The 23,781-nt window shown below is 62.0% G+C and carries 21 protein-coding genes; 13 read left to right on the top strand and 8 right to left on the bottom strand.

What is annotated here, in order from left to right; translation table 11 throughout:
• Nucleotide 1 precedes the first annotated feature (1 nt).
• The 7 genes from tssC (at nucleotide 2) to A7A09_RS22120 (ending at nucleotide 8,251) form a co-directional block, all read left to right on the top strand.
• Entirely contained in the window at nucleotides 2-1,492 is a 1,491-nt protein-coding gene (gene tssC, locus A7A09_RS11220) for a type VI secretion system contractile sheath large subunit (protein ID WP_106691489.1), read from the top strand.
• A gap of 38 nt (nucleotides 1,493-1,530) precedes the next feature.
• The gene (locus tag A7A09_RS11225; protein WP_106691490.1) at nucleotides 1,531-2,031 is read left to right on the top strand and encodes an Hcp family type VI secretion system effector; all 501 of its coding nucleotides are present in this window, start codon (nucleotides 1,531-1,533) and stop codon (nucleotides 2,029-2,031) included.
• A 113-nt stretch (nucleotides 2,032-2,144) separates the two neighbouring features.
• On the top strand, nucleotides 2,145-2,732 hold the full coding sequence (locus A7A09_RS11230; RefSeq protein WP_170167081.1) for a GPW/gp25 family protein: 588 nt from the start codon (nucleotides 2,145-2,147) through the stop codon (nucleotides 2,730-2,732).
• Complete coding sequence (gene tssF, locus A7A09_RS11235) at nucleotides 2,729-4,639, top strand: type VI secretion system baseplate subunit TssF (protein ID WP_106691492.1); 1,911 nt, start codon at nucleotides 2,729-2,731, stop codon at nucleotides 4,637-4,639. Before A7A09_RS11230 ends, tssF begins: the two co-directional genes overlap by 4 nt.
• Nucleotides 4,636-5,601, top strand: a complete 966-nt coding sequence (gene tssG / locus A7A09_RS11240; RefSeq protein WP_170167082.1) for a type VI secretion system baseplate subunit TssG — start codon at nucleotides 4,636-4,638, stop codon at nucleotides 5,599-5,601. Before tssF ends, tssG begins: the two co-directional genes overlap by 4 nt.
• A gap of 17 nt (nucleotides 5,602-5,618) precedes the next feature.
• Nucleotides 5,619-7,190 (top strand): AAA family ATPase, encoded by a 1,572-nt coding sequence (locus A7A09_RS22115; RefSeq protein WP_366465875.1) that lies wholly within the window; start codon nucleotides 5,619-5,621, stop codon nucleotides 7,188-7,190.
• An 8-nt stretch (nucleotides 7,191-7,198) separates the two neighbouring features.
• Complete coding sequence (locus A7A09_RS22120; RefSeq protein WP_366465878.1) at nucleotides 7,199-8,251, top strand: AAA family ATPase; 1,053 nt, start codon at nucleotides 7,199-7,201, stop codon at nucleotides 8,249-8,251.
• A 196-nt stretch (nucleotides 8,252-8,447) separates the two neighbouring features.
• Here A7A09_RS22120 and A7A09_RS11250 read toward each other — a convergent pair whose 3' ends face one another.
• From A7A09_RS11250 to A7A09_RS11280, 7 genes are all read right to left on the bottom strand, one after another.
• Nucleotides 8,448-9,083 (bottom strand): hypothetical protein, encoded by a 636-nt coding sequence (locus A7A09_RS11250; RefSeq protein WP_148043643.1) that lies wholly within the window; start codon nucleotides 9,081-9,083, stop codon nucleotides 8,448-8,450.
• Nucleotides 9,017-9,481 (bottom strand): hypothetical protein, encoded by a 465-nt coding sequence (locus tag A7A09_RS11255; RefSeq protein WP_106691495.1) that lies wholly within the window; start codon nucleotides 9,479-9,481, stop codon nucleotides 9,017-9,019. The genes A7A09_RS11250 and A7A09_RS11255 overlap by 67 nt, the downstream gene beginning before the upstream one ends.
• Entirely contained in the window at nucleotides 9,478-9,876 is a 399-nt protein-coding gene (locus tag A7A09_RS11260) for an ExbD/TolR family protein (RefSeq protein ID WP_106691496.1), read from the bottom strand. Before A7A09_RS11260 ends, A7A09_RS11255 begins: the two co-directional genes overlap by 4 nt.
• Entirely contained in the window at nucleotides 9,873-10,262 is a 390-nt protein-coding gene (locus tag A7A09_RS11265; protein WP_170167083.1) for an ExbD/TolR family protein, read from the bottom strand. The genes A7A09_RS11260 and A7A09_RS11265 overlap by 4 nt, the downstream gene beginning before the upstream one ends.
• A gap of 90 nt (nucleotides 10,263-10,352) precedes the next feature.
• On the bottom strand, nucleotides 10,353-10,988 hold the full coding sequence (locus tag A7A09_RS11270; protein ID WP_211341112.1) for a MotA/TolQ/ExbB proton channel family protein: 636 nt from the start codon (nucleotides 10,986-10,988) through the stop codon (nucleotides 10,353-10,355).
• Between the two features lie 19 nt (nucleotides 10,989-11,007).
• Nucleotides 11,008-11,520, bottom strand: a complete 513-nt coding sequence (locus tag A7A09_RS11275) for a hypothetical protein (RefSeq protein ID WP_106691498.1) — start codon at nucleotides 11,518-11,520, stop codon at nucleotides 11,008-11,010.
• Nucleotides 11,521-11,542: 22 nt separating this feature from the next.
• On the bottom strand, nucleotides 11,543-11,986 hold the full coding sequence (locus A7A09_RS11280) for a hypothetical protein (protein WP_106691499.1): 444 nt from the start codon (nucleotides 11,984-11,986) through the stop codon (nucleotides 11,543-11,545).
• Between the two features lie 83 nt (nucleotides 11,987-12,069).
• On the opposite strand from A7A09_RS11280, the gene A7A09_RS11285 reads away from it, so the two are divergent.
• The 6 genes from A7A09_RS11285 to tssK all read left to right on the top strand — a co-directional run bounded on the left by A7A09_RS11285 (nucleotide 12,070) and on the right by tssK (nucleotide 23,172).
• Nucleotides 12,070-12,474 (top strand): DUF1036 domain-containing protein, encoded by a 405-nt coding sequence (locus A7A09_RS11285; RefSeq protein WP_245999286.1) that lies wholly within the window; start codon nucleotides 12,070-12,072, stop codon nucleotides 12,472-12,474.
• Between the two features lie 109 nt (nucleotides 12,475-12,583).
• Complete coding sequence (locus A7A09_RS11290; protein WP_148043644.1) at nucleotides 12,584-13,828, top strand: hypothetical protein; 1,245 nt, start codon at nucleotides 12,584-12,586, stop codon at nucleotides 13,826-13,828.
• 4 nt (nucleotides 13,829-13,832) lie between these two features.
• The gene (locus A7A09_RS11295) at nucleotides 13,833-16,031 is read left to right on the top strand and encodes a M23 family metallopeptidase (RefSeq protein ID WP_106691502.1); all 2,199 of its coding nucleotides are present in this window, start codon (nucleotides 13,833-13,835) and stop codon (nucleotides 16,029-16,031) included.
• A 123-nt stretch (nucleotides 16,032-16,154) separates the two neighbouring features.
• The gene (locus tag A7A09_RS11300) at nucleotides 16,155-21,542 is read left to right on the top strand and encodes a hypothetical protein (RefSeq protein WP_106691503.1); all 5,388 of its coding nucleotides are present in this window, start codon (nucleotides 16,155-16,157) and stop codon (nucleotides 21,540-21,542) included.
• Nucleotides 21,539-21,721: a hypothetical protein gene (locus A7A09_RS11305; protein WP_106691504.1), complete on the top strand. Its 183-nt coding sequence runs from the start codon at nucleotides 21,539-21,541 to the stop codon at nucleotides 21,719-21,721. The genes A7A09_RS11300 and A7A09_RS11305 overlap by 4 nt, the downstream gene beginning before the upstream one ends.
• A 116-nt stretch (nucleotides 21,722-21,837) precedes the next feature.
• Complete coding sequence (gene tssK / locus A7A09_RS11310) at nucleotides 21,838-23,172, top strand: type VI secretion system baseplate subunit TssK (protein WP_106691505.1); 1,335 nt, start codon at nucleotides 21,838-21,840, stop codon at nucleotides 23,170-23,172.
• A 175-nt stretch (nucleotides 23,173-23,347) separates the two neighbouring features.
• Here tssK and A7A09_RS11315 read toward each other — a convergent pair whose 3' ends face one another.
• Nucleotides 23,348-23,533 (bottom strand): hypothetical protein, encoded by a 186-nt coding sequence (locus tag A7A09_RS11315; RefSeq protein ID WP_106691506.1) that lies wholly within the window; start codon nucleotides 23,531-23,533, stop codon nucleotides 23,348-23,350.
• Nucleotides 23,534-23,781 lie beyond the last annotated feature (248 nt).

Raw genomic sequence — 23,781 nt, forward strand, 5'->3', positions numbered from 1 at the left:
TATGGCGCAGGAAAACCAGGCGCAGGTCTCTGAAGCCGCTGCCCTGTCCGAGCTGGACGAATTTTCGGACATCCTGAAACAGACCATCAAGCCGCGATCCGAAGTTGCCGCCAAAGAGGTGGACAATGCCGTCGTGGCGCTGGTGCGCGAGGCGCTGGACGACCAGGCGCTTATCGCCGAGGATGTGATCGACACCATCGACGCGATGCTGTCGAAGCTGGATCAGAAACTGTCCGAGCAGCTTAACGAGGTCATCCATCACGAGGAGTTCCAGAAGCTGGAATCGTCGTGGCGCGGCCTTGCCTACACTGTCAACAACTCCGAGACCGACGCCTCGCTGCGCGTGAAGGTGATGAATGTCTCGAAGAAAGAGTTGCAGCAGATGATGCGGCGCTATCCGGGCGCCAAATGGGACAAGTCGCCGCTGAACAAGGTGGTCTACGAAGCGGAATTCGGCACATTGGGCGGCAAGCCCTTTGGCGCGCTGATCGGCGACTACTATTTCGATCACAGCACCGGCGATGTCGCCCTGCTGCGGGACATGGGCAAGATCGCCGCCGCCGCCCATGCGCCGTTCATCTCGGCTTCGGCTCCGGAATTGCTGGGGCTGGATAGCTGGAACGAATTGAGCACGCCTCCCGACCTGTCGGAAATCTTCGACACGCCGGACTATGCCGCCTGGAACGGGCTGCGCGATTCCGAGAATTCGCGCTATGTCGCCCTGACCATGCCGCGCGTGCTGGCGCGCGAGCCTTATGGCCAGAATTCGAATTCCGTCGTCGAGGAATTCAACTTCGAGGAAGAGACCGACGGGCATGAGGGCAAGAAATATTCCTGGATGAACGCGGCCCATGCGCTGGCGGTGAATATCAACCGTGCGCATAAGGAACATGGCTGGACCGTCCAGATTCGCGGCGTGCAGTCGGGTGGTGAAGTGCTGAACCTGCCGACTCATAATTTCGATACGGGCGACGGGTCCAAGGATCTGAAATGCCCGACCGAGGTGTCGATCACCGACCGGCGCGAGGGGGAGTTGTCGAAGGCCGGGCTGATCGGTCTGATCCACCGCAAGCATACCGACAAGGCTGCCTTCATCGGGGCTCAGACCCTGTATCGCCCCAAGAAATACGTGGATGAGCAGGCCACGGCATCGGATAATATGTCTTCGCGCCTGCCATATATTTTCGCAGTGTCACGATTCAGCCATTATTTGAAATGTATGGTTCGTGACAAGATCGGGCAAAGTCCCGACCGCCTGCAACTTCAGACCCAGCTGCAAACCTGGGTCAACAAGTATGTTTCGGGCAATCCGGAAAGTGCGAGCGAGCGGGAAAAAGCCAAGAAACCGCTTGCCGGTGCGAAGGTGGAAGTGGTTGAGGACGAAGAAAATCCGGGTTATTACATGGGCAAATTCTATCTCAAGCCGCATTTCCAGTTGGAAGGCATGGACGTCGGAATGTCACTGGTTTCCAAACTGCCCAAGGGCAAATAACTTTTAAGCTGACCGCCGCAGTAAAAGGAGTTCTACATATGGCTGTCGATATTTTCCTGAAACTCTCGAACAATATCCGTGGCGAATCGCAGGATGATACGCATCGCGACGAGATCGACGTGCTGGCCTGGAACTGGGGCCTGACCCAGTCCGGCACCACGCATATCGGCTCGGGCGGCGGTGGCGGCAAGGTCAATGTCCAGGACATCACGCTGACCAAATATGTCGACCTGGCCACCTCGGACCTGATCAAGCGTTCCACCTCGGGCGAGCATATCGAAAGCGGCGAATTGATCGTCCGTAAATCGGGCGGTGCGGCTCCGATCGAGTATTTCCGGATCAAGCTGGAAAATCTCATGATCACCAGCTACAACACCGGTGGTGCGAAAGACGGCCTGGACCGTATCCAGGAAACCGTGACGCTGAACTTCCGCAAATTCGAGGTGCTTTACACCCTGCAGGAAGAATCCGGCGCGGCCGGTGCCGAATCCACGGCTGGCTGGGACATCGCCGAGAACAAGGAATGGGGCACCGCCTAAGCCTCCGATCCTTATGGTAATCGCGGCAGGGTCGGCGCTTTCTGGTGCCGGCCCTGTTTCATTTGGTGCGGGATGTTCCTAACATGACCGCAACCATGCGTTCAGGAGAGATCATGGCTTCTCGTCGTCCTTCCGGCGTTCCGGGCGATGATTCCTCGCGGGGCGGCCTGCGGGAAATGTCGCTTCTGCATATTTTCCGTGATTCCGCTGCACGCCGGGATTCGCGCGACAATTCCCGACGCTATACCGAAGGCGAGCGGGATCTGACGCTGGTCAGCCAGAAGCGTCGCGAAGGCGCCAGCGAGGCGTCCCTGCGCCGCAACCTTGCGCTGGACATCGCCAGCCTGATGAACACGATCCGGCTGGATGTCATTACCGACCTGTCCGATACGCCACGGGTGCGCGATTCGGTCATCAATCACGGCTTTCAGGATATGGATTCGCTGTGGCGCAAGAACCGGACTCCCGGTGATATGGCTGACGCGATCCGCATTGCGCTGATACGCAACGAGCCAAGGCTGCGGGCAGGGACGATAGAGGTGCGGGTGGATGAGAACGATCCTTCGGTCGATCAGCGGCTGACATTCGAAATCGTCGCGGAAATGATCTCGGACCCGACGGATATCCCGCTGCAATTCTATGCCGAGGTGGATCCGGCGGCGGGCAAGGTTTCGATGAAGCGGATGCAGGGCGGCTCATGAAGAAAGCTTTCCGCGACGCATATGAACGTGAGCTGGATATTCTCTATGAACGTTCAGCGGAATTCGCCGAGGAATTCCCGGGATTGGCCGACCGGCTTGGCGGTGTATTGCGCGAGAATATCGATCCGACGATCGCCGGTTTGCTGGAAGGGACGGCTTTCCTTGCTGCGCGGGTTCAGCTCAAGCTGGACGAGGAGTTCCGCGGTTTCACCACCGAGCTGCTCGAACAGATATTCCCGGATGCGCTGGCGCCGATTCCCAGCTGCATGATGGTGCAGGCTCCGGCGACGACGAAGGATACGGGGGATCCGAGCGTCCGGCGCTATTCGCGCAACACATATCTTGATGCCAGTTTCCGCGATGCCGATAACCGGGTGACCTGCCGTTTCAGTACGACCGCGCCGATGACGGTGTTGCCGCTGCAGATCACCGGCCTGGCCTATCACGACCGCACCACCGCGCTTGGCGGGCTGGGGCAGGACCCAGATCGGGCGACCCGTGCCGGGTTGCAGATGGATATCGAGTCGACCAATGAGCAGCCCATATCCGCCCTGGGCGAGGATGCGCTGACCTTTCATCTGACCGGCGACATGTTCCGGGCTATCGCACTTTACGAGCAGATCCATTGCAACGTGACGCGCCTGTCCTTGCGCTGGCTGCGTCCGAACGGCGATCCCTGCTTCATCCGCCTGCATCCCGACCAGATCGAGCAGGTCGGTTTTACCAAGGATGAACTGCTATTCGCGCGCCAGTCGAACCTGTTCGAGGGCTTTGCCCTGCTGCGCGATTTCTATGCCTACCCCCGCAAGTTCCTGGGGTTCCGGCTGACCGGGCTGGCGGACCTGTTGCGCAATATTACCACCGAACAGATGCAGGTGATCTTCGAGTTCGAGCGCGTCGATGACGATCTGGCGCGCCTGACCCAGCTTGGCGATATCAGGTTGAACTGCGCGCCGGCGATCAACCTGTTCGAGGAGGGGTCGAACCAGATCCGGCTGGATGACAAGCGGCACGAATATGTCGTGACGCCCGATTCCTCTCCGATGACCCATTACGAGGTCCACCGGCTGCTACAGGTCTATGCCACCTATGGGACCACCCATGAGCGGGTCGATGTCGAGCCGCTCTATGCCTTGCCGCAAGGCGCGGGTTCGCAGCGTTCGACCTATTATTATACCAGCCGCCGCAAGCCGCGCCGCTTGACCGAATCCGAACGCCGGCACGGCATGCGCAGCGGCTATCGCGGTACCGAAACCTATATCTCGATCTACGAGCCGCCGGAATCGGTGATCGGTGACCGCGCGCATCGCCTGCACATTCGGACGCTCTGCTCGAACCGGCATCTTCCCTCTGCCCTGCCGCTGGTGCGGTCCGAGGATTTCAACGTCGTGTCGGACCGGCAGATGTCGGTCAGTTGCATCAACGGTCCGACCGCGCCGCGCGAAGCCATGACCGAGACCGAGCGGGCGGGGCCGCATCGCACCGGGCAGGGCGATGTCTATTGGCGGCTGATCTCTTACCTGGCGCTGAACCATTTCGGTCTCGATGATCGCTATGGCCGTGACGGTGCCGCCAGCCTGCGTGAGATCCTGACGCTGTTCGCCGACCTGTCCGACAGCGTGACCGAAGCCCAGATCGCGGCGGTCGTGGGGCTGAATGTTCGGCCCGTCACACGCTCGCTCCGGCGTGCCGAGGGCTATTTCCCCGCGCGCGGTCTCGAGATCTCGGTGACATTCGATGAAACCGGATTCGAAGGCAGCGGCATCATCCTGATGGCCGCCGTGCTGGATCGGTTCTTTGCCGAATATGTCAGCATCAACAGTTTCACGCAGATGGTGACGATCAGCAAGCAGCGCGGGGTGATCCGCAAATGGCCGCCCCGCACCGGCACGGGCCCGTTGATATGAACCTGGACGGCGCGAGTTTCCTGGCGCTGCTGAGGCGCCTTGAACGCGAGAGGCCGGACCGCCCCCGCATCGGCCGTTCGGCACGGCTGAGCGACGAGATCGTCGAGATCGGGCAGGATCCCCGGCTCGCCTTTCCCGATTCCGACCTGGTCCCCGCCGAACCGCGGCAGGACGGCCGGATCAGGTTGCGGGCAAATTTCATGGGCTTCTTCGGCCCCCAGGGCGCGCTGCCGCTGAACCTGACCGAAGAGGTGCTGCGTTGGCAGGAAGAGGGCGAAGAGGGCTTCGTCCGCTTCGTCGACATGCTCGCGGGGCGGTTCTATCAGCTCTTCTTCCGTGCCTGGTCCGATGCCCATGCCATCAGCCAGCATGACCGCCCCGACGAGGATCGCTTCGCCCGCTATGTCGCAGCGGTGGCGGGAACCGGCAGCCCGGCCTTCCTGCGCCATGACAGTTTCCCCGATGTCGCCCGCCTGCCGCTGGTCTCGATCTTTGGCGGGCGGGTGCGCAGCGCGGTGCGGTTGCGGCAGATGCTGGAAAGCTATTTCGAATTGCAGGCCGAGGTCGAGGAACATGTGCCCGCATGGCTGGAATTCGAAGAGGATGAACAGCGCGGTCTGGGTTCGAGCGGCGCCCTGGGTCGCGACATGTATCTGGGCGCGCGGCTGCAATCGGTCAGCGAAAAGATCTGCATTCACCTGCATATCCCCGATGCCAAGACCTATCGCAGCTTCCTGCCCGGCCAGGACAGGCACCAGCGCCTCGCCGATCTGGTCTATTGGTATCTGGGCCGCTCCTACGAGGTGGACCTGGCGCTGACCCTACCCCCGGCCGAGATCCCTGCGGCGCGGATGGGCGAAACCATTTCACTGGGCTGGCTTGCCGCATTGTCCCCATCCGCCGAGATGCGGGCAGCGGAAAAGATCGAGATTTCACGATTTGCCCTGACCCAGGGACCCTGATCAACAAGAGGCCAAGCATGACTGCAATCACCATCGAGAAATTCGCAGGCAAGATGAACCGCGTCGGCTATGACGCCTTTCTTCAGGCGATGCGGCAGGCGCGCTCGGACGGCAACCGCAATGTCGAGCTGTGCCATTGGCTGTTTCACGCGATTTCCAACCAGAACTGCGATATCTCGATCACGCTGCGCGAAGCCAAGCTGGATCGCGGTCAGGTTCTCAAGGATCTCGACCGGGCGGCGGCGGCACTGCAGAAGAACGTCACCGAAACACCCGGCATCTCGGAGCGGCTGGCCGATGCGCTGAACCACGCCTGGACCTATGCCTCGCTATTCTTCGGCGAGGCGCAGATCCGCACCGGGCATCTTCTGGTCGCGCTGCTGAACGATCAGGCGCTGCGCCATGCACTGGTGCAGTATTCCACGGTTTTCGAGGCTCTCTCTCCGGACCATATCGGCCGTGAATCCCGCACCATCTGGGCCGATTCCGAGGAAGAGGACATGCGCCCGATGGATGGCGCCGGGCTGCGTTCCGCCGGGGGCGGCAGGGGTGACGCGGCAGGGGCATCGACCGCGCTTGGCCGGTTCTCGGTCGATATGACGGCGGATGCGGCAGAGGGGCGGATGGACCCGGTTGTTGGCCGCGACGATGAGATCCGCCAGATCATCGACGTCCTGATGCGGCGGCGGCAGAATAACCCGATCCTGACGGGCGAGGCCGGGGTGGGCAAGACCGCCGTGGTCGAGGGTTTCGCGCAGAAACTGGCCGCGGATGAGGTGCCGCCCGCGCTGAAGGGCATGCGGCTGCATATGCTGGACATCGGCGCGATGCAGGCCGGGGCCAGCATGAAGGGCGAATTCGAACAGCGCCTGCGTTCGGTCATCGACGAAGTGCAGTCCAGCCCGACCCCGATTATCCTGTTCATCGATGAAGCCCATACGCTGATCGGCGCAGGCGGCTCGGCGGGAACCGGCGATGCCGCGAACCTGTTGAAACCGGCGCTGGCGCGCGGCACGTTGCGCACCATCGGCGCGACGACATGGGCCGAATACCGCAATTATTTCGAAAAAGACCCGGCATTGACCCGGCGTTTCCAGCCGGTGCAGGTGGATGAGCCCGATATCGACACCGCCTGCTACATGATGCGCGGCCTTCTGGGCCCGATGCAGGACCATCACAAGGTCCGCATCTCGGATGCCGCGGTCGAGGCGGCGGTGAAGCTGTCGGCCCGCTATCTCCCGGCGCGCCAATTGCCCGACAAGGCCGTGTCGCTTCTGGATACCGCCTGCGCGCGGGTGGCGGTCAGCCAGTCCTCGGTCCCCGCCCGCATCGCCGATTTGCAGGCTGCCATCGCCTCGCTGGAAACCGAGATCGCCGCCAAATCCGCCGAGCGTGAACTGGGCGCGAACCCGGAAACCCGGCTCGCCGAGGCGCAAGAGCAGTTGCAGGCCCGGAAAGATGAGCTGACCGCGCTTGAGGCCGCCTATGATTCCGAGAAGGGCATTGTCGAGAACATCCTCGACCTGCGCAGCCGTCTTGCCGAAGAAAAGGGCGAAGAGATCGATCCCGACGCATCCGGGCTGAACTGACCGAGGGGATGGCGAAGCTGGAGGCGATCCATGCCGATGACCGGATGATCTATCCGCATGTGGACGATCAGGCCGTCGCCAGCGTCATCAGCGACTGGACCGGCATTCCGGCGGGACGCATGGTCGCCGATGAATTGCAGGCGGTGCTGACCCTGGCGGATCACCTGAAGGAACGGGTGATCGGGCAGGACCAGGGCTTGCAGATGATCGCCCGCCGGGTCGAGACGGCGCGCGCGGGTCTTGGTAATCCCGAGAAACCCATCGGGGTTTTCATGCTTTGCGGCCCCTCGGGCGTGGGCAAGACCGAGACCGCGCTGGCGCTGGCCGAGTCGCTTTATGGCGGCGAGCAGAATGTCATCACCATCAACATGTCCGAATTCCAGGAGGCCCATTCCGTCAGCCTGCTGAAAGGCGCGCCTCCGGGTTATGTCGGCTATGGCGAGGGCGGACGGCTGACCGAGGCGGTGCGGCGCAAGCCCTATTCCGTCGTGCTTCTGGACGAGATGGAAAAGGCCCATCCCGATGTCCATGAACTGTTCTTCCAGGTCTTCGACAAGGGCCGGATGGAGGATGGCAATGGCCGCCCGATCAATTTCCGCAACACGCTGATCCTGATGACCTCGAATGTCGGCACCGGCACGATCATGAACCTCGCGCCCGAGGGGATCATCGAGGACACCGAGACGCTGGAGGCCTCGCTCAAGGAGGAATTGCTGGGCACTTTCCCGCCCGCGCTTCTGGGCCGGATCGTGACCGTTCCCTATGTGCCGCTGAGCAGCGAGGTTCTAGCCGGGATCTCGCGCCTCAAGCTGGGCTCGGTCGCCCGCCGGATGAAGGAGTCGCAGGGGGCAAAGCTGGTCTGGGGCGACGCCGTGATCTCGCATATCGTCGATCAGTGCCGCGATCCCGACAGCGGCGGCCGGATGATCGACAATATCATCACCAATTCGATCCTGCCCGACCTGTCGCGGCAGGTGCTGGCGCGCATGGTCAGCGGTGAGGCGATGGCGGATGTCACCATCAAGGTCACGGATGACGGCTTCGGCTATGAATTCGCATAGCGCCCGGATCGGTTCCGCTTCCTGATTGCGTCCCGCGATGGCCGGGGGCTCTGCCCCCGGACCCCCGGAGGTATTTTGGCAAAGAAGAAGGGGCGCGCCATTCCAGCGAAGGAAGCCGTCACGGTCGTGACAGGCAGTATGTTTTTCATACTGGTTGACGGGCCCGATATTCCGGGTGCCGCTTGCCTTGTTCGGATCAGCGAATATAGACGCTGCTGACTCCGACCATCGCGTCCTCGCCGATTTCCCGGCCGAGCGCCTCGAAGAACGGTTCGGCCAACTGGCCCGACAGGCGGGAAACGGTCTCGGGGCGGCGCGGTGTGGCCACCGCCACGATCAGTTGATGCGTGTCCCGTGCCGCGCCCGCGCGCGCCACCGGCGCGTCGAACCGAATGCGATCCGCCGACCGGATCAGGAAGCGCCGCAGGTCATGGACAACACCATTGTCGTCGATCAGCAGCAGCGTGTTGTACCATCCCGTTCCGCCCGAGATCTGCCCACGCAACGAAGCTCCGCTTGCAACCTGTTGGGATTCCAGCTGAATGCCAAGACCGAAAACCGGGTAAAGCGGATCCTGCCGGGCGAAGGCCAGCCCCGGGCATTGCCGCCGGTCCAGCAGCACGGCGGCTTCGGTCACCTCGGTTGCAAGACCTTTGGTCAGATCGTCCATCAGCCTGGAGATTTTCCGGTCATTGGCCGCCAGCACGCCAAGCTGGATCGCGTCATCGCCGCGCAGGGCGGGCAGGGCGAGCAGGCATGGCTCGGTCAGGAGGCTGCGGATCCGGTCGAACAATTCCACCAGGCGTGGATCGGTGGGCGCGGTTCCGCCCATTGCCGTTTCGGGTTTGGGGGCGCGGCCCCGCCCCCGCCTGACACCGGCTCCGAGGCGGGATTCCGGGTCATCGGCAGCGTCCGGTCCGACAAGACAGGGGCGATCCCCCCCTCGTTCAGATGCGCCAGAAGCTCTTTTTCGGTTTGCTGCTTCGCGCCGGGTTGCGGTTTTTCGTCAGGACCTTCAAGCGCCGCAACGGATGTCAGCACCGGTGTTTCGACCTCTGTCGAGGATTGGTTCAGCGTCGTGATCTCAAGCTGCAACTGTTCGGGTGGCGGGGTTGTGGGCAGGTTCCACGAGGGGCGGTAGATCAATGCCGCCGCCGCCGCGCCATGCAGCGAGACCGACAGCAATGCCGCCTGGATCCATGCCGAATTGCGTCCTGTCGCACCGATCATTGTCCCGGTCCCGCACGCAGGGTCACCAACCGCACCTCGCGGCTGGCAAGCTCGGGATGACCGAGCGCGGAGATCAGCAGGCTGGCCTCGGCCTCCTTGTCGATCACGAGATGCAGGATGCCGTCCGAACCGGACAGGGCAGCCGGCAGCAGTTCTGGCGATACCGCTTCACCATCCAGAAACCACTCCTTGGCGGAGCGGATCTCGAGGATGGGAGAGGGCAGGGTGGAAGGCGCGATCTGCGAGGTCTGCGCCAGCCGAATGTCGCGCGGCGTGCGGGTCTCCTGTCCTGCCACCAGGAAGAAGAAGATCAGCAACAGCACGATATTGACGATCGCAAGCGAGGTATCGATCCGCAGCCTGTCATGATGCCGTGCAGGCAGGCGCAAGCTCATTTCGTACCTCCATTCGCGATCTGGACCGACTCGATACCGTGCGCCGCGAGTGTTTCCAGCACCGTGGTCACCTGCTGGACATGCACATCGGAGCCAATCACGATCAGCACGTTCCGCGTTCCCTGCACTGCCAGGGCATCCGCCAGCGACGGCAGGCGATCCAGGGCGAAGCGCTGGCCCCCGGCGACCAGCCCGTCGGGATGCAATGTCCAGACCGCGGTCGCCGAGGCGTCGGTTGCCAATGCCCGGGTTTCCGTTTCCTCTGTCGCGGCATCCCCGCCCTCGAGGGCGCCGCTGCGCAGGGTCAACATGGAGTAGGGCACGATATTCGAGGACAGCATGAAGAAGATCAGCAATTGGAACAGCACATCGGCCAATGGGGTCATCGAAAACCGATAGCGTGCCTTTCGTTGCGGCAGCCTCAACCCCGCGACCCGCGCCGGACGGGGGGGCGATGTCGTCGCGGCCGTCATGGATCAGGCGCGGGCCGGTTGGGCGATCCGGCCGTGGATCGCAGAGGAAATCACCAGCTCGATCGTTTGACGTTCATCCTCGATGCGGCCTTCGAGCCATGAGGCGATGAAATAGGCCACCAGGGCGATGGCGAGCCCGGCCGCCGTGGTTGTCAGCGCCGTCCAGATGCCCGATGCCAGCAGGCGGGGATCGGCTGCCTCCTGGCTCAGGGCCAGATTGCCGAAAGCGTCGATCATGCCGATGACCGTGCCCAACAGCCCGAGCATCGGGGCCATCTGCACCACCGCCTCTAGCAGCCGCATCCGCGCGCCCATCCGGGCCAGTTCGGCCAGCGCGACCTGCCGGGCCAGTTCCTCGCCATAGCCGGGTTCGGACGGGCGGGCGCGCAGCCCGGACATCACCGCTCCGAGGACACGGGCCAGCACGGTCTTGCCCGCTGTTGCCTTGCGCTGCGCCTCGTCGGGGCGGCCGTTCAGCCAGTCGTCGAGGATTTCCTCGCCGCGTTTATGGCCGCCGACGCCCAATCGCCGGAATTGTATCGTCTTGAAGATCGTGACGGTCAGGGTCAGCACCGACAAGGCCGCCAGGGCCGCGAAGACGGTTATCGTCGTCATCGGCAGATCGCTCGGAAAGATCATGACGGTCAGCCTTCAGCGATCAAAGCCCAAAATCGATATCGGTGCGCGATTGCGTCGCAAGCCCGGTCAGACAGGCATCGCGCAGGTCATCGCCATCTCCGGTGGTGCATGCCGCGACGTCATTGACGATGATTCGCCCGATATCTGTGCAACCACGGCCGGGCAGTTCGAACATCGCCACCTTGGTCTTGCCCGAAACCATCGCGCCGAAATCCAGGATCGGCAGCGATTGCACGACACCGGCGGCATCGAAGATCGCCACCTGCCAGGCGGCGCGGTCCAGATCCCGATCCAGGCGATTGGTGGTGACAACGGTCAGTTGGCAGCCTCCCGCCTCGGTCGTCGTGGCGCCATTCAGTTCCAGCGAGATGCTGTCACTAGCGGTTGCCTGCGTGCGGGTATCGGCGGAACTGCCGTTTTCCCCGGTCGGTGCGGGAATCTCCGCCGTGGTGTCGTCGGTTTGCGAAAATGCGGAAAAGCCGGAAAAAATCAGAAGAACGCTGGAAAACAGCGCAATCGCACCGTGACGCATGAATAATCCCTTTCCTTGAGAATCAGCGATAGACCCCGATCATGGGCAGGTTATGGAATCGATCCTGTGCCATGTTATCCGGAGAATCCATATTCGAATAAGTATCCGGTGTCGTTAATGGATCATCCGGACGCGTGAAAGGCATGAAATAATTGGCTTGTGGCATGGAAATGGTTTCATCGACGCTCATCGCAGCGAGCCTTTCAGGCTTGCCGATCATTGCCGCCCGCTCCGCAGGGGCCATTTCGGGAATCCCGGGCTGGGGCGATCCACTTGCCACATATGCATCCGTCGAAGCGGGAACGGCCTGTTCCCGCGATATGGCGGGCAGGTTGCGCTCGGTCATGTTGCCATGCCGGGGCGCCGTGCTTTCCGGGGTGGCGGCCAGATAATCAACCGCTTTTGCGAACCCGAACGCGCTGCTGGCGGCCAGCAAGGTTGCACCTGCGATAAAGATCGGCTTCATGAGAAGACATACTCCCTTTGTCAAAGCTGTATCATGCCTGTCCCGTTTGCTCAATTGATCTGGTCGCCCTGATGAGGCCGCCGTTGCCGATATTCGCCGCGGTTGCCTGCGGGCTATTCGCGCTTCCCGTCGCCGCGCGGGCCGAGATGCGGTTGTGCAACCAGTCGTATGACGTGCTGAACGTGGCGATCGGTGCGCCGGATGGCGAGGATTTCGTCACGCGCGGCTGGTGGCGGGTTGCGCCCAATCAATGTGCGGTCCTGCGGCGGGAGCCGCTTCAATCCCGCTATTACTACATCTTTGCAACCGATGTGTTCGGCAAGGAAGTCCTCTCCGGCGCTATTCCGATGTGCGTGGCGCCGCGCCGCTTTGAGATCACCGGGCAGCGGGATTGCCTGCTGCGCGGTTTTCTGGATGCCCGTTTCATCGAGGTCGATACCGAGGAACGCAGCAACTGGACCGTGTTCGTCTCGCCACGGCCGACATGAGGCTTGGATGCGGGGGCGCTGGCTGGTAGTTGTGGAAACGAATGTAAAGAGTCGACGCGATGGCAGACGAGGGCGCCTCATGCGGCTGATCCGCACAGGAATTCTGGCGATGCTTGCGCTTTCCGCGGCAGGCGGGCAGGCGGTTGCGCAGTCCGATGCATCCGTGCTGGTCCTGGGATCTTCTCTGCCGGATTCCCTTGCGCCGCTGGCCGGGAAGGCCGTTTCCGTCCCGGCAGACGGGCTTGCCGAAGAACTGGCCAAGGGGCGCGCGGAACTGGTCTATGTCGGATCGCCTCTGGCCACCGGGGATGCGGATGAGAACCCGGCACTCTCCACGCTGTTCGCCGAACTGCCCTCGGATCACGCAATGATCGTGGTGGTGAATAGCTGCGAATGGGAGGAGCAACCACCCGATCTCGCCGGGTTGACGGCGTCACGCGCCGATCCGAGCGGGGTGACGCTTGCCATTCCGCGCGAGGCCGACGGATGCGATGCCGAGGCGCTGGCCAAGGCGTTCGTGAAAGCCGCCACGCAGAGCGGAGCGGAGCGGCGGGCTGCGTTGCAGGATGGCGGTTATCAACTGGACGAGTCCGGGCAAGAGGCCGCGCCACCGATGGGTGGGCTGGTGATCTCGGCCCTGCCTGCCGAGGCGATGAACCCTACCGGCACCCCGGAGGTCATCCTTGCCAGCAGCGATCCGACCGCATCGCGGAGCATGGTTGCCAGCGCTCCTGTCGCGAATGCGTCGTCCCCTGCCGCCGAGCCCATTGCTACGCGCAGACCCGGCGGCCCGGAGCCGTCGATCATCGTGGGCGATCTGGCCGTGCTGGTCGCCGCGGATGCGCGTGGGCCGTTGGGATTGCCCCATCAGGCCCGCGAGGCGTTGCGGCAACGCGACCCGGCGATGTTCAACAGGCTCTTGTCCCGGGGGGCCTTCGATCCCGATGGGGCGCAGGTGGTCGCCGCCATCCAGACGGAACTCGCCCGGATGAATTGCTACAAGGGCGGCATCGACGGAGATTGGGGAGCGGGTTCCGCCTCTGCCCTGCGCCGATATTTCGAGGCCCGGGGGGCTGGGCAGGCGGCGCCCTCGCCCGAGATCGGCTTGTATCGCGCCATGATCCGCGACGAGGCGGTGCAATGTCCCGATATCCAGCCGGTTGCCCGGGCCGCGCCGAGCAGAAGCAGCACCCGCTCGGCACCGACGCGGGCCGCGTCGGGCGGGCGTTCGACGGCCCCCGCCCAATCCCGTCCATCCGGTCAGGGCGGCGGTGGTGGGTCGCAGGCCAGCGGTTCTTCCGGCCGGACGATCAGCACCAATCCGGCTATGTTGGGGACAGGTGCGTTCCGGTGAACCGATGATTGGGGTGGACCCGCGTTTTCGGAATATGGGCAAGGCCGCACGCCGCCGCCGCCGCCGGATTCGCGTGATCCGGTGGGTGGTAGCCGTTTCAGTCATGTCCGTGATCGGTGTTCTGGGATTTCGCCATTTCAAGCCAGATTTCGGCGCGTTGCTGAGGCTGGGGGATCAGGGGCAGACATTGGTGCAGGTCGAGTCGGAATTCGATATCGCGCCGGTCGTCCGCACCGACACCTTTACCGATATTCCCGGCGATCCGCTGATCATCCCCAGCCCTGATGACGGCCAGTCCCCGGATATCCGCGAAGAGCCGGTGCCGGCGGCGCTCGCCTCGGCCCGGCGGGTTCCGGCGGCATCCACCTCGATTGCCGTGCTGGAAAGCGAATTGCTGCCCCGCAACCGCCAGCTTGTCGCGGCATTGCCTTCCTCGCGCGAGGAATTCGCGCTGTTCCAGGCCGAACGGAGCCGCGCAAGGCTGATGAATGCCAGCCTGTCCGACACGGAGCCGGCTGCCGCCATGGTGCCCGCCGATCAGCGGGCAACATCCAGCATCGCCTTCTTGCGCGATGCGGACCAGCGCAGCAGCCTGTGGCGCGAGATCGTGGTCGAGGCGACGCGCCCGGTCCCGATCGACGATCTGCTTGCGCGGAACGGGTTCGGCGATGCGAATGCCGCATATCTTGGCGAGCGTATTCGCAATCAGCTCTCGCTGGATGAGACATTGCCCAAGGGTTCGCTCATGGCTTTGCGTTATCGCCTGCGCGGTGATGAGCGTCAGGTGATCCAGGTGACGCTCTACGGGACCGAAGGTTTCATCGGGTCCCTGGCGCTGTCGCAGGCCGGGCAATTGGTGCCCTCCGCCGATGCCTGGGCGGATCAGTCGCTGCTGGATCAGGTGATGTCCCGGGAAGACGAGCCGGGAACAGCCGGTCAGCAGAGACTGCTGGACCTGATCTATTCCGCGGCGCTCAGGAATGATGTGCCGTCCCAGGTCACCGGCGAGGCCCTGGCAATGATGGCGAAGGTCCATGATCTCGACAGCTATGCAGACGATTCCGATCGGCTGAGCCTGATATATGCGCCGGGGCGCGGGGCGGGCGATCCCGGCTCGATCCTGTTCATCGGTGTCAGCGGCCCGGCTGGCGAACGGGCATGCTACGTGGTTCCCGGGGAAGAAAGCGGCTTCGAATGCTACGCGCCCGGTTCTCGCGTGCAGCAGAGAGACGGTGGGGCGCAGATGATTCCGCCGGTTTCGGGTGTGCTCTCGCAACGGTTTGTCCCGGCCTCCGGCGATGAAACCGACCGGGGATATGTGATCTGGTCGGCCCCCGAGGGCAGCACCGTCGTCGCGGCGGGAGATGGCAGGGTCACGCTGGCATCGGTTGATGACAGGGATGGCGTGCAGGTCGAAATCACGCATACGGACGGGATGATCAGTCGCTATGGCGGTCTGGCCTCGTTGTCGGGCGCCGTCGCGCAGGGAGGAGAGATCACCCGGGGAACCCCGGTCGGGGTAATCGGCGGCTCTATCGAGGGGCGGCAGGATACCGGCCTGGTCTTCCGGCTGATCAAGGATGGCAGCCCGGTCGATCCGATGCCCTATCTGAGCAGCGCCGGTCAGGTGCGCGCCTCCGATGCCATCGAGGCGTTGATCGGGCAGATCATTCAGGTGGAAAGCGCGGGAAATGCCCGTGCGCAAAATCCGCGCTCGACGGCAACCGGATTGGGGCAATTCATCGAATCGACATGGCTCCGGATGATGCGCAGCTATCGCCCCGACCTGGTTTCGAGCCTGTCGCGCTCGGAATTGCTGAACCTGCGTTTCGATCCCGACATGTCGCGCGAGATGGTCCGGCACCTCGCGCAGGAGAACGAGGCATATCTCCGGGCCCGCGGCCATTCGATCTCGGCCGGGCGCTTGTACCTGGCGCATTTTCTTGGTCCGGCGGGCGCCGATCAGGCCTTGCGCGCGGATCCGTCACGCTCGGTCGGCAGCGTGATGGGCGCCGGAGTGGTTTCTGCCAACCCGTTCCTGCGCGGCTACAGTATAGGCGATCTGCGCAACTGGGCTGATCGCAAGATGTCCGGCCACTCCGGTACCGAGCTTGCCGTTACGTCACCGGAACCGCCCCTGTCGCCCGAACTGCGTGCCTATGTATCTGAGATTGACCGGCTTCGCGGGCACGAAAGTGGTTGATACCGGGCCACACTGCCCGAGAAATGGATAAACTGCTCTTGTTATGCGGCTGTCTGGCGCGGTATTCATTGAGAATTAATACTTTGACATCCGTGCCGCGTGATTATGAGAGTCGATTTGAAGATGTATAGCCGTCCATTCAACCTTCGCCGTCCGATCCTCCGCTCTCGCCTGCTGCTTTCGACCGCATTGATCGGGATTGGAACGCTTGTCGCCCCGGCGATCGGGCAGGGTCAGGATTATTACCTGGATAACACCCAGGGAGAGGGCCAAACCGGCTGGTTTCCCGTGACGGGTTCATGGTCACCGGCCGACAAGATCTGGTTTAAGGATGGGAACGGAGTGGCCCGGGAATGGAAGAACGGTGTCACGGCCGTGCTGACGAAAGGGGCCAATAGCGCGGGGGTGATTCTCACCTATACCGGAGACGAGTCCATCGTTCCGGAGGAAATCCGCCTCGATTCAGGATCTTATACGCTCGCCGGAGGGGTGATCGGGGAGCATGACAAGACGGTGAGGCTGAACAATCAGGCCGGGCCGGGGGAATCGCTCACTGTCAGTGCTGCCTTGGCTGGTAGTATCATAATAGGAGATGGTGAACCCGAGGATAGCGAGCAATGGGTGCATTATACCGGCAACTCGCAATCCTCTGGCGATACCCGGATGATGGACGACCTTACCGTCGAAACTGGCGCTCGGTTCAGCAGCACCGGCACCACGACCGGCGAGTTGAAGAATTTCGGCAGAACGGATCTCGATGGCAGTCATATCGGCGATGTGACGAATCTCGATGGGGCCGAGCTGTCAGGAAGCGGGACCATCAAGGGCGCATTGGAAAATGATTCCGGAATCATCCATCTCAGTAATGAGACGCTTTCTGTCACCAATGGCGTCCAGAATTCGATCCATGTCGAGCCTGAAACACCGGAAGAAGAGATCGAGACGATTCCCTCGGCGACATTGAATGGCTACGGAAGGATAGCTGGCACCGTCACCAATCACCTGAAGGGAGAGATAGAGACCGGTTCCGCGCTAGACGATATCAATGGTGTGCTGGGGACGGGATATCTTGCCAACCACGGCACGATAACGATCAATAACCAGGACACGCTCGACAGCCCCGATGTCGGGAATTTCGGAGACCTGTATGTAAAGGGGACCGGCGTGATCACCGGAAACCTGACGCAGGAGGACGGATCCACGCTCAACCTCGACACGGATGGCGTGTTGGTTGTGGGAAGCTTCACGAACAATTTCTTTGATGAGCCAAAGCCAGGTCACGAAATTTTCGAAAAGCCCACAGTCATCATCGATGATGGCAAGACCCTGCGCACCTCGGCCCCCACGGCGGGCACGAATGGGAATATCGTGAACAATGGTGTGATGGTGGTGGAGAATGGAACGCTGGAAGCTACTGGCCAGATCCTGAATAATCCGGGGGCAGGCTTGCTGCTGAACGACGCCACGATCATCGGGAATCTGGTGAATAATGGTGGTCCGGATGAAGAAATGGGTACGATCCGGGTCAAGGGAAATACGGAGACCGACATAACCGGCAGGTTGACAAATGACGGGCTGATCAATCTCACCACCAACCAGTCGCATTCGACTTTGCGCGTCATTAATCCGGACCCCGCCAATCCTGATGATGGAGGCGGGGTGTTTCTGAACAACGGCAAGATAGATGTCCGGGTGACCCATAGTAGTACGCTGACGATCGAGGCGAAGACCATCCGTCTTGGAAAAGAATCGGATATCGATGTCGGGGCCGTGGTTCTGGACGGGGTCGTGACAAATTCCGGGGATCTGACATATCTTTACCCGTCAGCCGGAGCAAAATTGTTCGGCATGCTGACAAATACCGAATCCGGCATATTGGAATTCCGAACCGAGGTTGTTGGGGGCAACCAGAACATCGTCAACCGGGGCAGAATGACGGTAGAGGCGACGGATGACGGATCGCGCGCCACGCTCGAGGATCTCGGTACGTTGGACAACTGGGACAGCCTGACCGTTTCCGCGCTCGAGGGCAAGATCGGCATGCTATCGGCGACCATTGTCAACAATTACGGTGACATGACGCTGGCCGGCGGCTCGATCACGGCATTGGATAGTTTTATCAACACTCCTGACGGGCAGATATGGCTGGACGGCGGCTTGATCACTGCCGGTCTGCAGAACGCCGGAACGCTGCAAGGGGCGGGCACGATCGACGGGGATTTGATAAATACCGGGTCGCTGCTGGATTTGTCCGGCGAGATCACCGGCAGGCTGACGTATCAGGGCGGAACCATCGATATCGATGAGTCCCTGTCGGCCGGAAGCCTGACGAATAACGACAAGATACTGATCGAGGTTGGGGATACGCTTTCCCTGACCTCGATGGAGGATTCCGAAAACAATGACAGGATTACCGTTTCGGGCGCGCTTTCAGCGGACGGGGATATCAACAACAACACCGGTGCGGTCCTGATCCTGTCGGATGGAACGATTGACGGCGATGTGGTGAATGCGGGCAGGATACGCGGATCGGGAACAATTACCGGTGCCGTGACGATCACCGCGGGCGATCCGCAAGCCGATCCGGCGGTGCCGCGGGGTCAATTGATCGTCGGGGAAGCGGATACGATGACGATCGCGGGCGACATCAAGAATTCGGGCTTGATTGTTGTTTCAGGCGCGCTTTCGACAGAGAGGAACCTCGATAACGAGGATGGCGGAGTGGTGCGGCTGAATGGCGGTACGATCACCGGAGCTGTCAGGAACAATGACGGCGGGCTGGTCGATATCCGGTCGAGTTCAACCATCTCCGGCAGCCTGACCAATAACGGCACGATCAAGTTGAGCGGTGTGGGAGTCGGTGCGACGCTGGATATCGACGGCAATTTCACCAACGCATCGGATATCAATGTCGGCGATGAAAGTAGTTTCCTGACCATCATCGCAGATGAGATCGCTTTGAACAAAGGCTCCACTATCGATGTGGATCGGGTCGAGCTGATCGGAACGGTGTTGAACAGCGTCAATCTGAATTACAGTGAAGACGGAGCGATATCTGGTGATCTGATCAATAACGCCGCCGGTCAGATAACGATTTCCGCCGATGTCGATGGGCAAGGCAGCGACATCGACAACCGGGGTTCCCTGCTGGTGACAAGTGATGCGGATTCGGATGGCAACCTGCATGATGTCGGAGCGCTTACCAATTCCGGCGGGTTGATCATCGAAGCGGGCAGGTCCGTCTCGGCCGACAAGATCATGAATGAGGGAACCGGGCAGATGCAGGTTGCCGGGAGACTGATCTCGGCGGAAAATCCCGTTGTGAACGAAGGCGATCTGGACGTCTCCGGGGCGATCGATGGGAACCTGAAAAACTCAGGCGGGACGACGACGCTGTCCGACGGAACGATCAATGGCGATGTGAGGAATTCGGCGAAACTGACCGGAACCGCAACGATCAACGGCGCTCTCAGCAATACACCGGAGGGAAAGGCCACCCTTGGCGGCACCATCGGTGAGGTGAAGAATGCCGGCCTGCTGACCACCGGCGGCGATTTGTCGGTCACGGGCCTGAAGAATACCGGCCGCGTAGAGGTGAACGGGGAAGACACTCTGCAATCGGACAGCATGGTGAATAACCAGGGCACATTGTGGATTGCCGGAACCCTTGAGGCGGGGCTGAACAACAAGGCTGACGCGACAACGGATCTGTCCGGGGGCAAAATCGTTGGCAGCATGACGAATTCGGGCGCACTGAACGGATCGGGCGTGATCACCGGGAAATTGACGCATTCCCAGTCCGGAACGCTCAATATCGATGGGAAACTCTCGGTAGACAGCCTTCTGAATGACGGGAAGTTCCTGGTCGGATCCGATGATACCCTGAGCGCCACCAACGGGGTGGATAACAATGGACGGATCACCGTCGCGGGCGCGTTGGCCGGGGATGTGGATAATTCGGGCTATTTTGGACAGTCCGGACTGCTCGATGGCTCGCTCGTGACGACCGGCGAGGCGGTTGTCGGCGGAACGGTCACGGGCGACCTGGACTACCTGGACGGGACGCTTGCGCTGTCGGACGGGGTCAATATCGGCGGGACATTGTCTCTTGGGCAGAATTACATCCTGGACAATGCGGTGAACGCCAAGCGCACCCATGTCTTGCAGGACGTGCAGCTTCGGCTTGGCGGCAGGCTGACCGGTAACCTGGTGAATGATGGTATCGTGGTTGCGGGAAATGGCGCCGAAGTCGGAGGAGTGCTGCACAATAACGAAATCGTAAGCCTGCAGGGCGCAGACCGGACGGGGGATGTTCTCACGACAGGCGGATTGTCGGGGAACGGGATATATGCGCTGGATGTCAACCTGAGCGATTTCACCGCGGATCGCATCGATGTCAGGGGGGGCGCCGCCACCGGCCACTACGAGTTGCAATTGAACTATATCGGTGAAGCGGGTGCGACGCGGATCGGCGAGAGAGTGGCGCTTCTGAATGTCGAGGACGGTCTGGGTGCGCAGAACAATTTCACCTATAGCTATAATCCCACGGACACCGCTTCCGAGAAGCTGGTCTATTCGGTCGAACAGGACGGTGCGCATGGCGACGTGTATTTGATCAACAGTATCAACCCGGCGATCGGGGCCGTGTTCGGCAATGTGAAACTGACGCAATCCCTGATCGGTTCGGTGGTCAACCGGCCGACGAGCCCGTTCGTGACCGGGCTGGCCTTCGAGGATCCGGAAAAGCCTTGCGGTGTCGGTAGCTGGGGGCGCGGGACCGGTGGTTACGCAAAGGCGACCGGGGCGACCGACAATGGTGTCAGCAAGATCGACAGCACGGTCGATGCGACATATTACGGAATGCAGGTCGGAACGGATTTCGCATGTTTCGATAATCGTTACGCCGGATGGAACATGTCCTTCGGCGGTTTCCTGGGGGTGAACCAGGGCGATACGACGCAGCCGGTCTATGCCGTGGATGGTCGCGATTCCCGGAATGTCACCCGGCAGTTGAGAAGCAGGAATGAGGTCGATTTCGACCAGCTCTATGCGGGTATCTACGCGACGGCAACCAAGGGGCGGATGCAGGCCGATCTGCAATATCGCTATGAACGGACGGATTTCACGATCGAGAACAAGCCGGTGACCGGTGCGGGACTGGGGCTGGACAAGGCTGATTTCGCCAGCACCGGCGGCACGCTGAGCGGTTCGTTCAGCTACCTCTTTTCCGTGGGGGATGACGGTTGGACGGTCGTGCCGAATGTGGCTTTGCCTATTCGCGCCTGTCGACGGATTCGATCGAATTCTCGGAAGGCTTCCAACTCGATTTCGAGGACAACGAATCCAAGATCGGTTTCGCCGGGGCAACGATTGCGAAAACTTTTGTCCGACCTGAATCGAACTCGGCCATCTATGCCTTTGCGACCGGCACGGTTTACAAGGACTTCGCCGATCCGGGCATATCGTATTTCTCTCGACCGGATGACGAGAGTTTCGAGCCGCAGCGATTGACGACGGATCACCTGGGAACATATGGCGAAGTCAGCCTTGGCGCGAATTACGTCAAGGTGTTGCAGCCCGGCCCTGGCTTGCGCCCCCGGCAGTTCAGCGCCAGCGCCCGGCTGGATGCGCGTACGGGGGACGGGTTGGAAAGCGTGGGCCTGACCGGTCAACTGCGTTTGCAATTCTGATTGGCATCAGCGGTCCATTTGCTTAGTCTTGCCGCATTAACAGAGTGATGTCCGGTTGGCGGAAAGTCCTTCGGGTATCTCGTCGCATTCGATAAGAGATTGGGGGCCAAACCCGCATGTCCTGGTTCAGCAAGGTCGCCTGGAAAGAGGGGCTGTTCATGCAGCCCCAGCATCTGCAGCAGGCGGACCGCTATCACGAGCACCTGATCCACGCGCGCACCCGGCTTATCACGCCCTATCCATGGGGGGTGGGTGAGCTGGTCGTTGATCGGGATCAGGCGCAGCAAGGCATGATTTCGCTTCGTGCGGTATCGGGCATCATGCCTGACGGCACACCATTCGATGCGCCCGACACGGCCCCGTTGCCGGTTGCCGTTCCCGTGCCCGAGGATGCGGCGGGGCAGTTCGTCTGGCTGACCCTGCCCGACAGTTCGCCGAACATGCGTGATACTGCCCCCTATGATGACGAGGGGGCCACGACCCGTTGGGGCATCGTGACCGAGACGGTCAGCGATTCGGCCTCGTCCATGCGGACCGAGCAGGTGCTGGAACTGGCCGTCCCGCGGCTGGAGCTTGCCATCCGCAAGACCCCGCGTCCCGGTTACCAGAACCTGCGCCTGGCCCGGATCACCGAGGTGCGCGACGGCGTCGTGACGCTGGACGAGACCTTTCCGCCGCCTTCCCTGGTGATCGGTGCGCATCCGCAGATCCTGGGCTATCTCACCCGTGTGATCGGCTGGATCGAGGCTCGGCTGGAAAGCCTGGCGCGCTATGCCACCGATCCTTCGGCAGGCGGCGGTCTGCAGGCCAGCGATTACCTCATGCTGATGGCGCTGAACCGTCAGATCGGCGTGTTGCGGCATATGTCGCGGACCTTCTCGGTCCATCCCGAGGCACTCTATCGCGAGCTGGTTGCACTGGCCGGAGAATTGGCGACATTCGACAGTGGCAACCGCCATGCGCCGGATTACCCACCCTATGATCACGACGACCCGAAAGAGGCGTTCTCGCAGATCGTCGCGGATATCCAGCGGCTGCTGTCGCGCGATGTGGGCCGTGCGATCCGTTTGCCGCTGCGCGAAGTGCGGCAGAATTCCTACCTGGCCGAGGTGCGCGACCGCAACCTGTTCCGCGAGGCGAGCTTCGTGATCGAGGTCGAGAGCGCCAAGCCCCTGACCGAGGTGCAACGCCAGTTCCCCGAGCTTTGCAAGGTCGGACCCAACACCCGGATGTCCGAGATCGTGAACAACAACCTGCCGGGTATCGGCTTGCAGCATCTGCCCAACCCGCCCCGGCAGATCCGGGTGTTGTCCTCGAATGTTTATTTCCGGCTCGAAAAGAACTCGCCCCTGTGGCGCGAATTTTCGACGGCGCCCGCGATCGGGATGCATTTCGCCGGTGATTGGCCGCATCTCAAGCTGGAACTGTGGGCCGTGCCCGAGAGGTCGTGATGGCTGGCGATGACGATGATGACAAGACGGTATTCGGCGGGCCCGTGCCCGGCGGCACGCCATTCGGTCAACGTCCCGCCTCTTCTCCTCCGGGGGAGCGGCAGCCGCCGGCCAGCGATGCCTGGGGGCGTCCCGCGCAGCAGCCACTGGGCGGGCAGGGGGCCTCGCCCTTCGGTCAGCCGCAACGTGGGTCGGCCTCGCCTTTCGGTGAAAGTGCGCCGAATGCCTCGCCCTTCGGAGGCTCGGCCCAAAGTGGGCAGACCTGGCTGGGCCGTCCGGCACCCGCTCCGGCACCAAGCGCCGATCCCTCGCAGATCGGCCGGGCGGCGGGATCGGATTCGCGGGGGTTCTTTCCGGACATAGCTCATTCCAACCAGCAGCAGCCTGCCCGTCAGGCGCCGCGAATTGCCCTGCAGGAAGCCCTGAATGTCCGCGATCTGGGCGCGGCATCATCCGCCAATCCCTTGCTGGCTTCCGCGGCCAGCCTGCTGATCCTTTTGGGCCGTCTGCGCACCGGGCTGGTCGAATTGCAGGTCGCTCCGCTGATGGAGCATGTGACGCGCGAGATCGACCGTTTCGAGCGGAATGCGCTGGCCAATGGCGTCAGCC

It is taken from the genome of Paracoccus methylarcula (genome assembly GCF_003007735.2).
Classification (GTDB): Bacteria; Pseudomonadota; Alphaproteobacteria; order Rhodobacterales; family Rhodobacteraceae; genus Paracoccus; species Paracoccus methylarcula.

Coding starts and splice junctions, on each gene's coding strand:
- tssC (WP_106691489.1), top strand. CDS start 2: ATGGCGCAGGAAAACCAGGCGCAGGTCTCTGAAGCCGCTGCCCTGTCC.
- A7A09_RS11225 (WP_106691490.1), top strand. CDS start 1,531: ATGGCTGTCGATATTTTCCTGAAACTCTCGAACAATATCCGTGGCGAA.
- A7A09_RS11230 (WP_170167081.1), top strand. CDS start 2,145: ATGGCTTCTCGTCGTCCTTCCGGCGTTCCGGGCGATGATTCCTCGCGG.
- tssF (WP_106691492.1), top strand. CDS start 2,729: ATGAAGAAAGCTTTCCGCGACGCATATGAACGTGAGCTGGATATTCTC.
- tssG (WP_170167082.1), top strand. CDS start 4,636: ATGAACCTGGACGGCGCGAGTTTCCTGGCGCTGCTGAGGCGCCTTGAA.
- A7A09_RS22115 (WP_366465875.1), top strand. CDS start 5,619: ATGACTGCAATCACCATCGAGAAATTCGCAGGCAAGATGAACCGCGTC.
- A7A09_RS22120 (WP_366465878.1), top strand. CDS start 7,199: ATGGCGAAGCTGGAGGCGATCCATGCCGATGACCGGATGATCTATCCG.
- A7A09_RS11250 (WP_148043643.1), bottom strand. CDS start 9,083: ATGGGCGGAACCGCGCCCACCGATCCACGCCTGGTGGAATTGTTCGAC.
- A7A09_RS11255 (WP_106691495.1), bottom strand. CDS start 9,481: ATGATCGGTGCGACAGGACGCAATTCGGCATGGATCCAGGCGGCATTG.
- A7A09_RS11260 (WP_106691496.1), bottom strand. CDS start 9,876: ATGAGCTTGCGCCTGCCTGCACGGCATCATGACAGGCTGCGGATCGAT.
- A7A09_RS11265 (WP_170167083.1), bottom strand. CDS start 10,262: ATGACCCCATTGGCCGATGTGCTGTTCCAATTGCTGATCTTCTTCATG.
- A7A09_RS11270 (WP_211341112.1), bottom strand. CDS start 10,988: ATGATCTTTCCGAGCGATCTGCCGATGACGACGATAACCGTCTTCGCG.
- A7A09_RS11275 (WP_106691498.1), bottom strand. CDS start 11,520: ATGCGTCACGGTGCGATTGCGCTGTTTTCCAGCGTTCTTCTGATTTTT.
- A7A09_RS11280 (WP_106691499.1), bottom strand. CDS start 11,986: ATGAAGCCGATCTTTATCGCAGGTGCAACCTTGCTGGCCGCCAGCAGC.
- A7A09_RS11290 (WP_148043644.1), top strand. CDS start 12,584: ATGCTTGCGCTTTCCGCGGCAGGCGGGCAGGCGGTTGCGCAGTCCGAT.
- A7A09_RS11295 (WP_106691502.1), top strand. CDS start 13,833: ATGATTGGGGTGGACCCGCGTTTTCGGAATATGGGCAAGGCCGCACGC.
- A7A09_RS11300 (WP_106691503.1), top strand. CDS start 16,155: ATGTATAGCCGTCCATTCAACCTTCGCCGTCCGATCCTCCGCTCTCGC.
- tssK (WP_106691505.1), top strand. CDS start 21,838: ATGTCCTGGTTCAGCAAGGTCGCCTGGAAAGAGGGGCTGTTCATGCAG.
- A7A09_RS11315 (WP_106691506.1), bottom strand. CDS start 23,533: ATGTCCGGAAAGAACCCCCGCGAATCCGATCCCGCCGCCCGGCCGATC.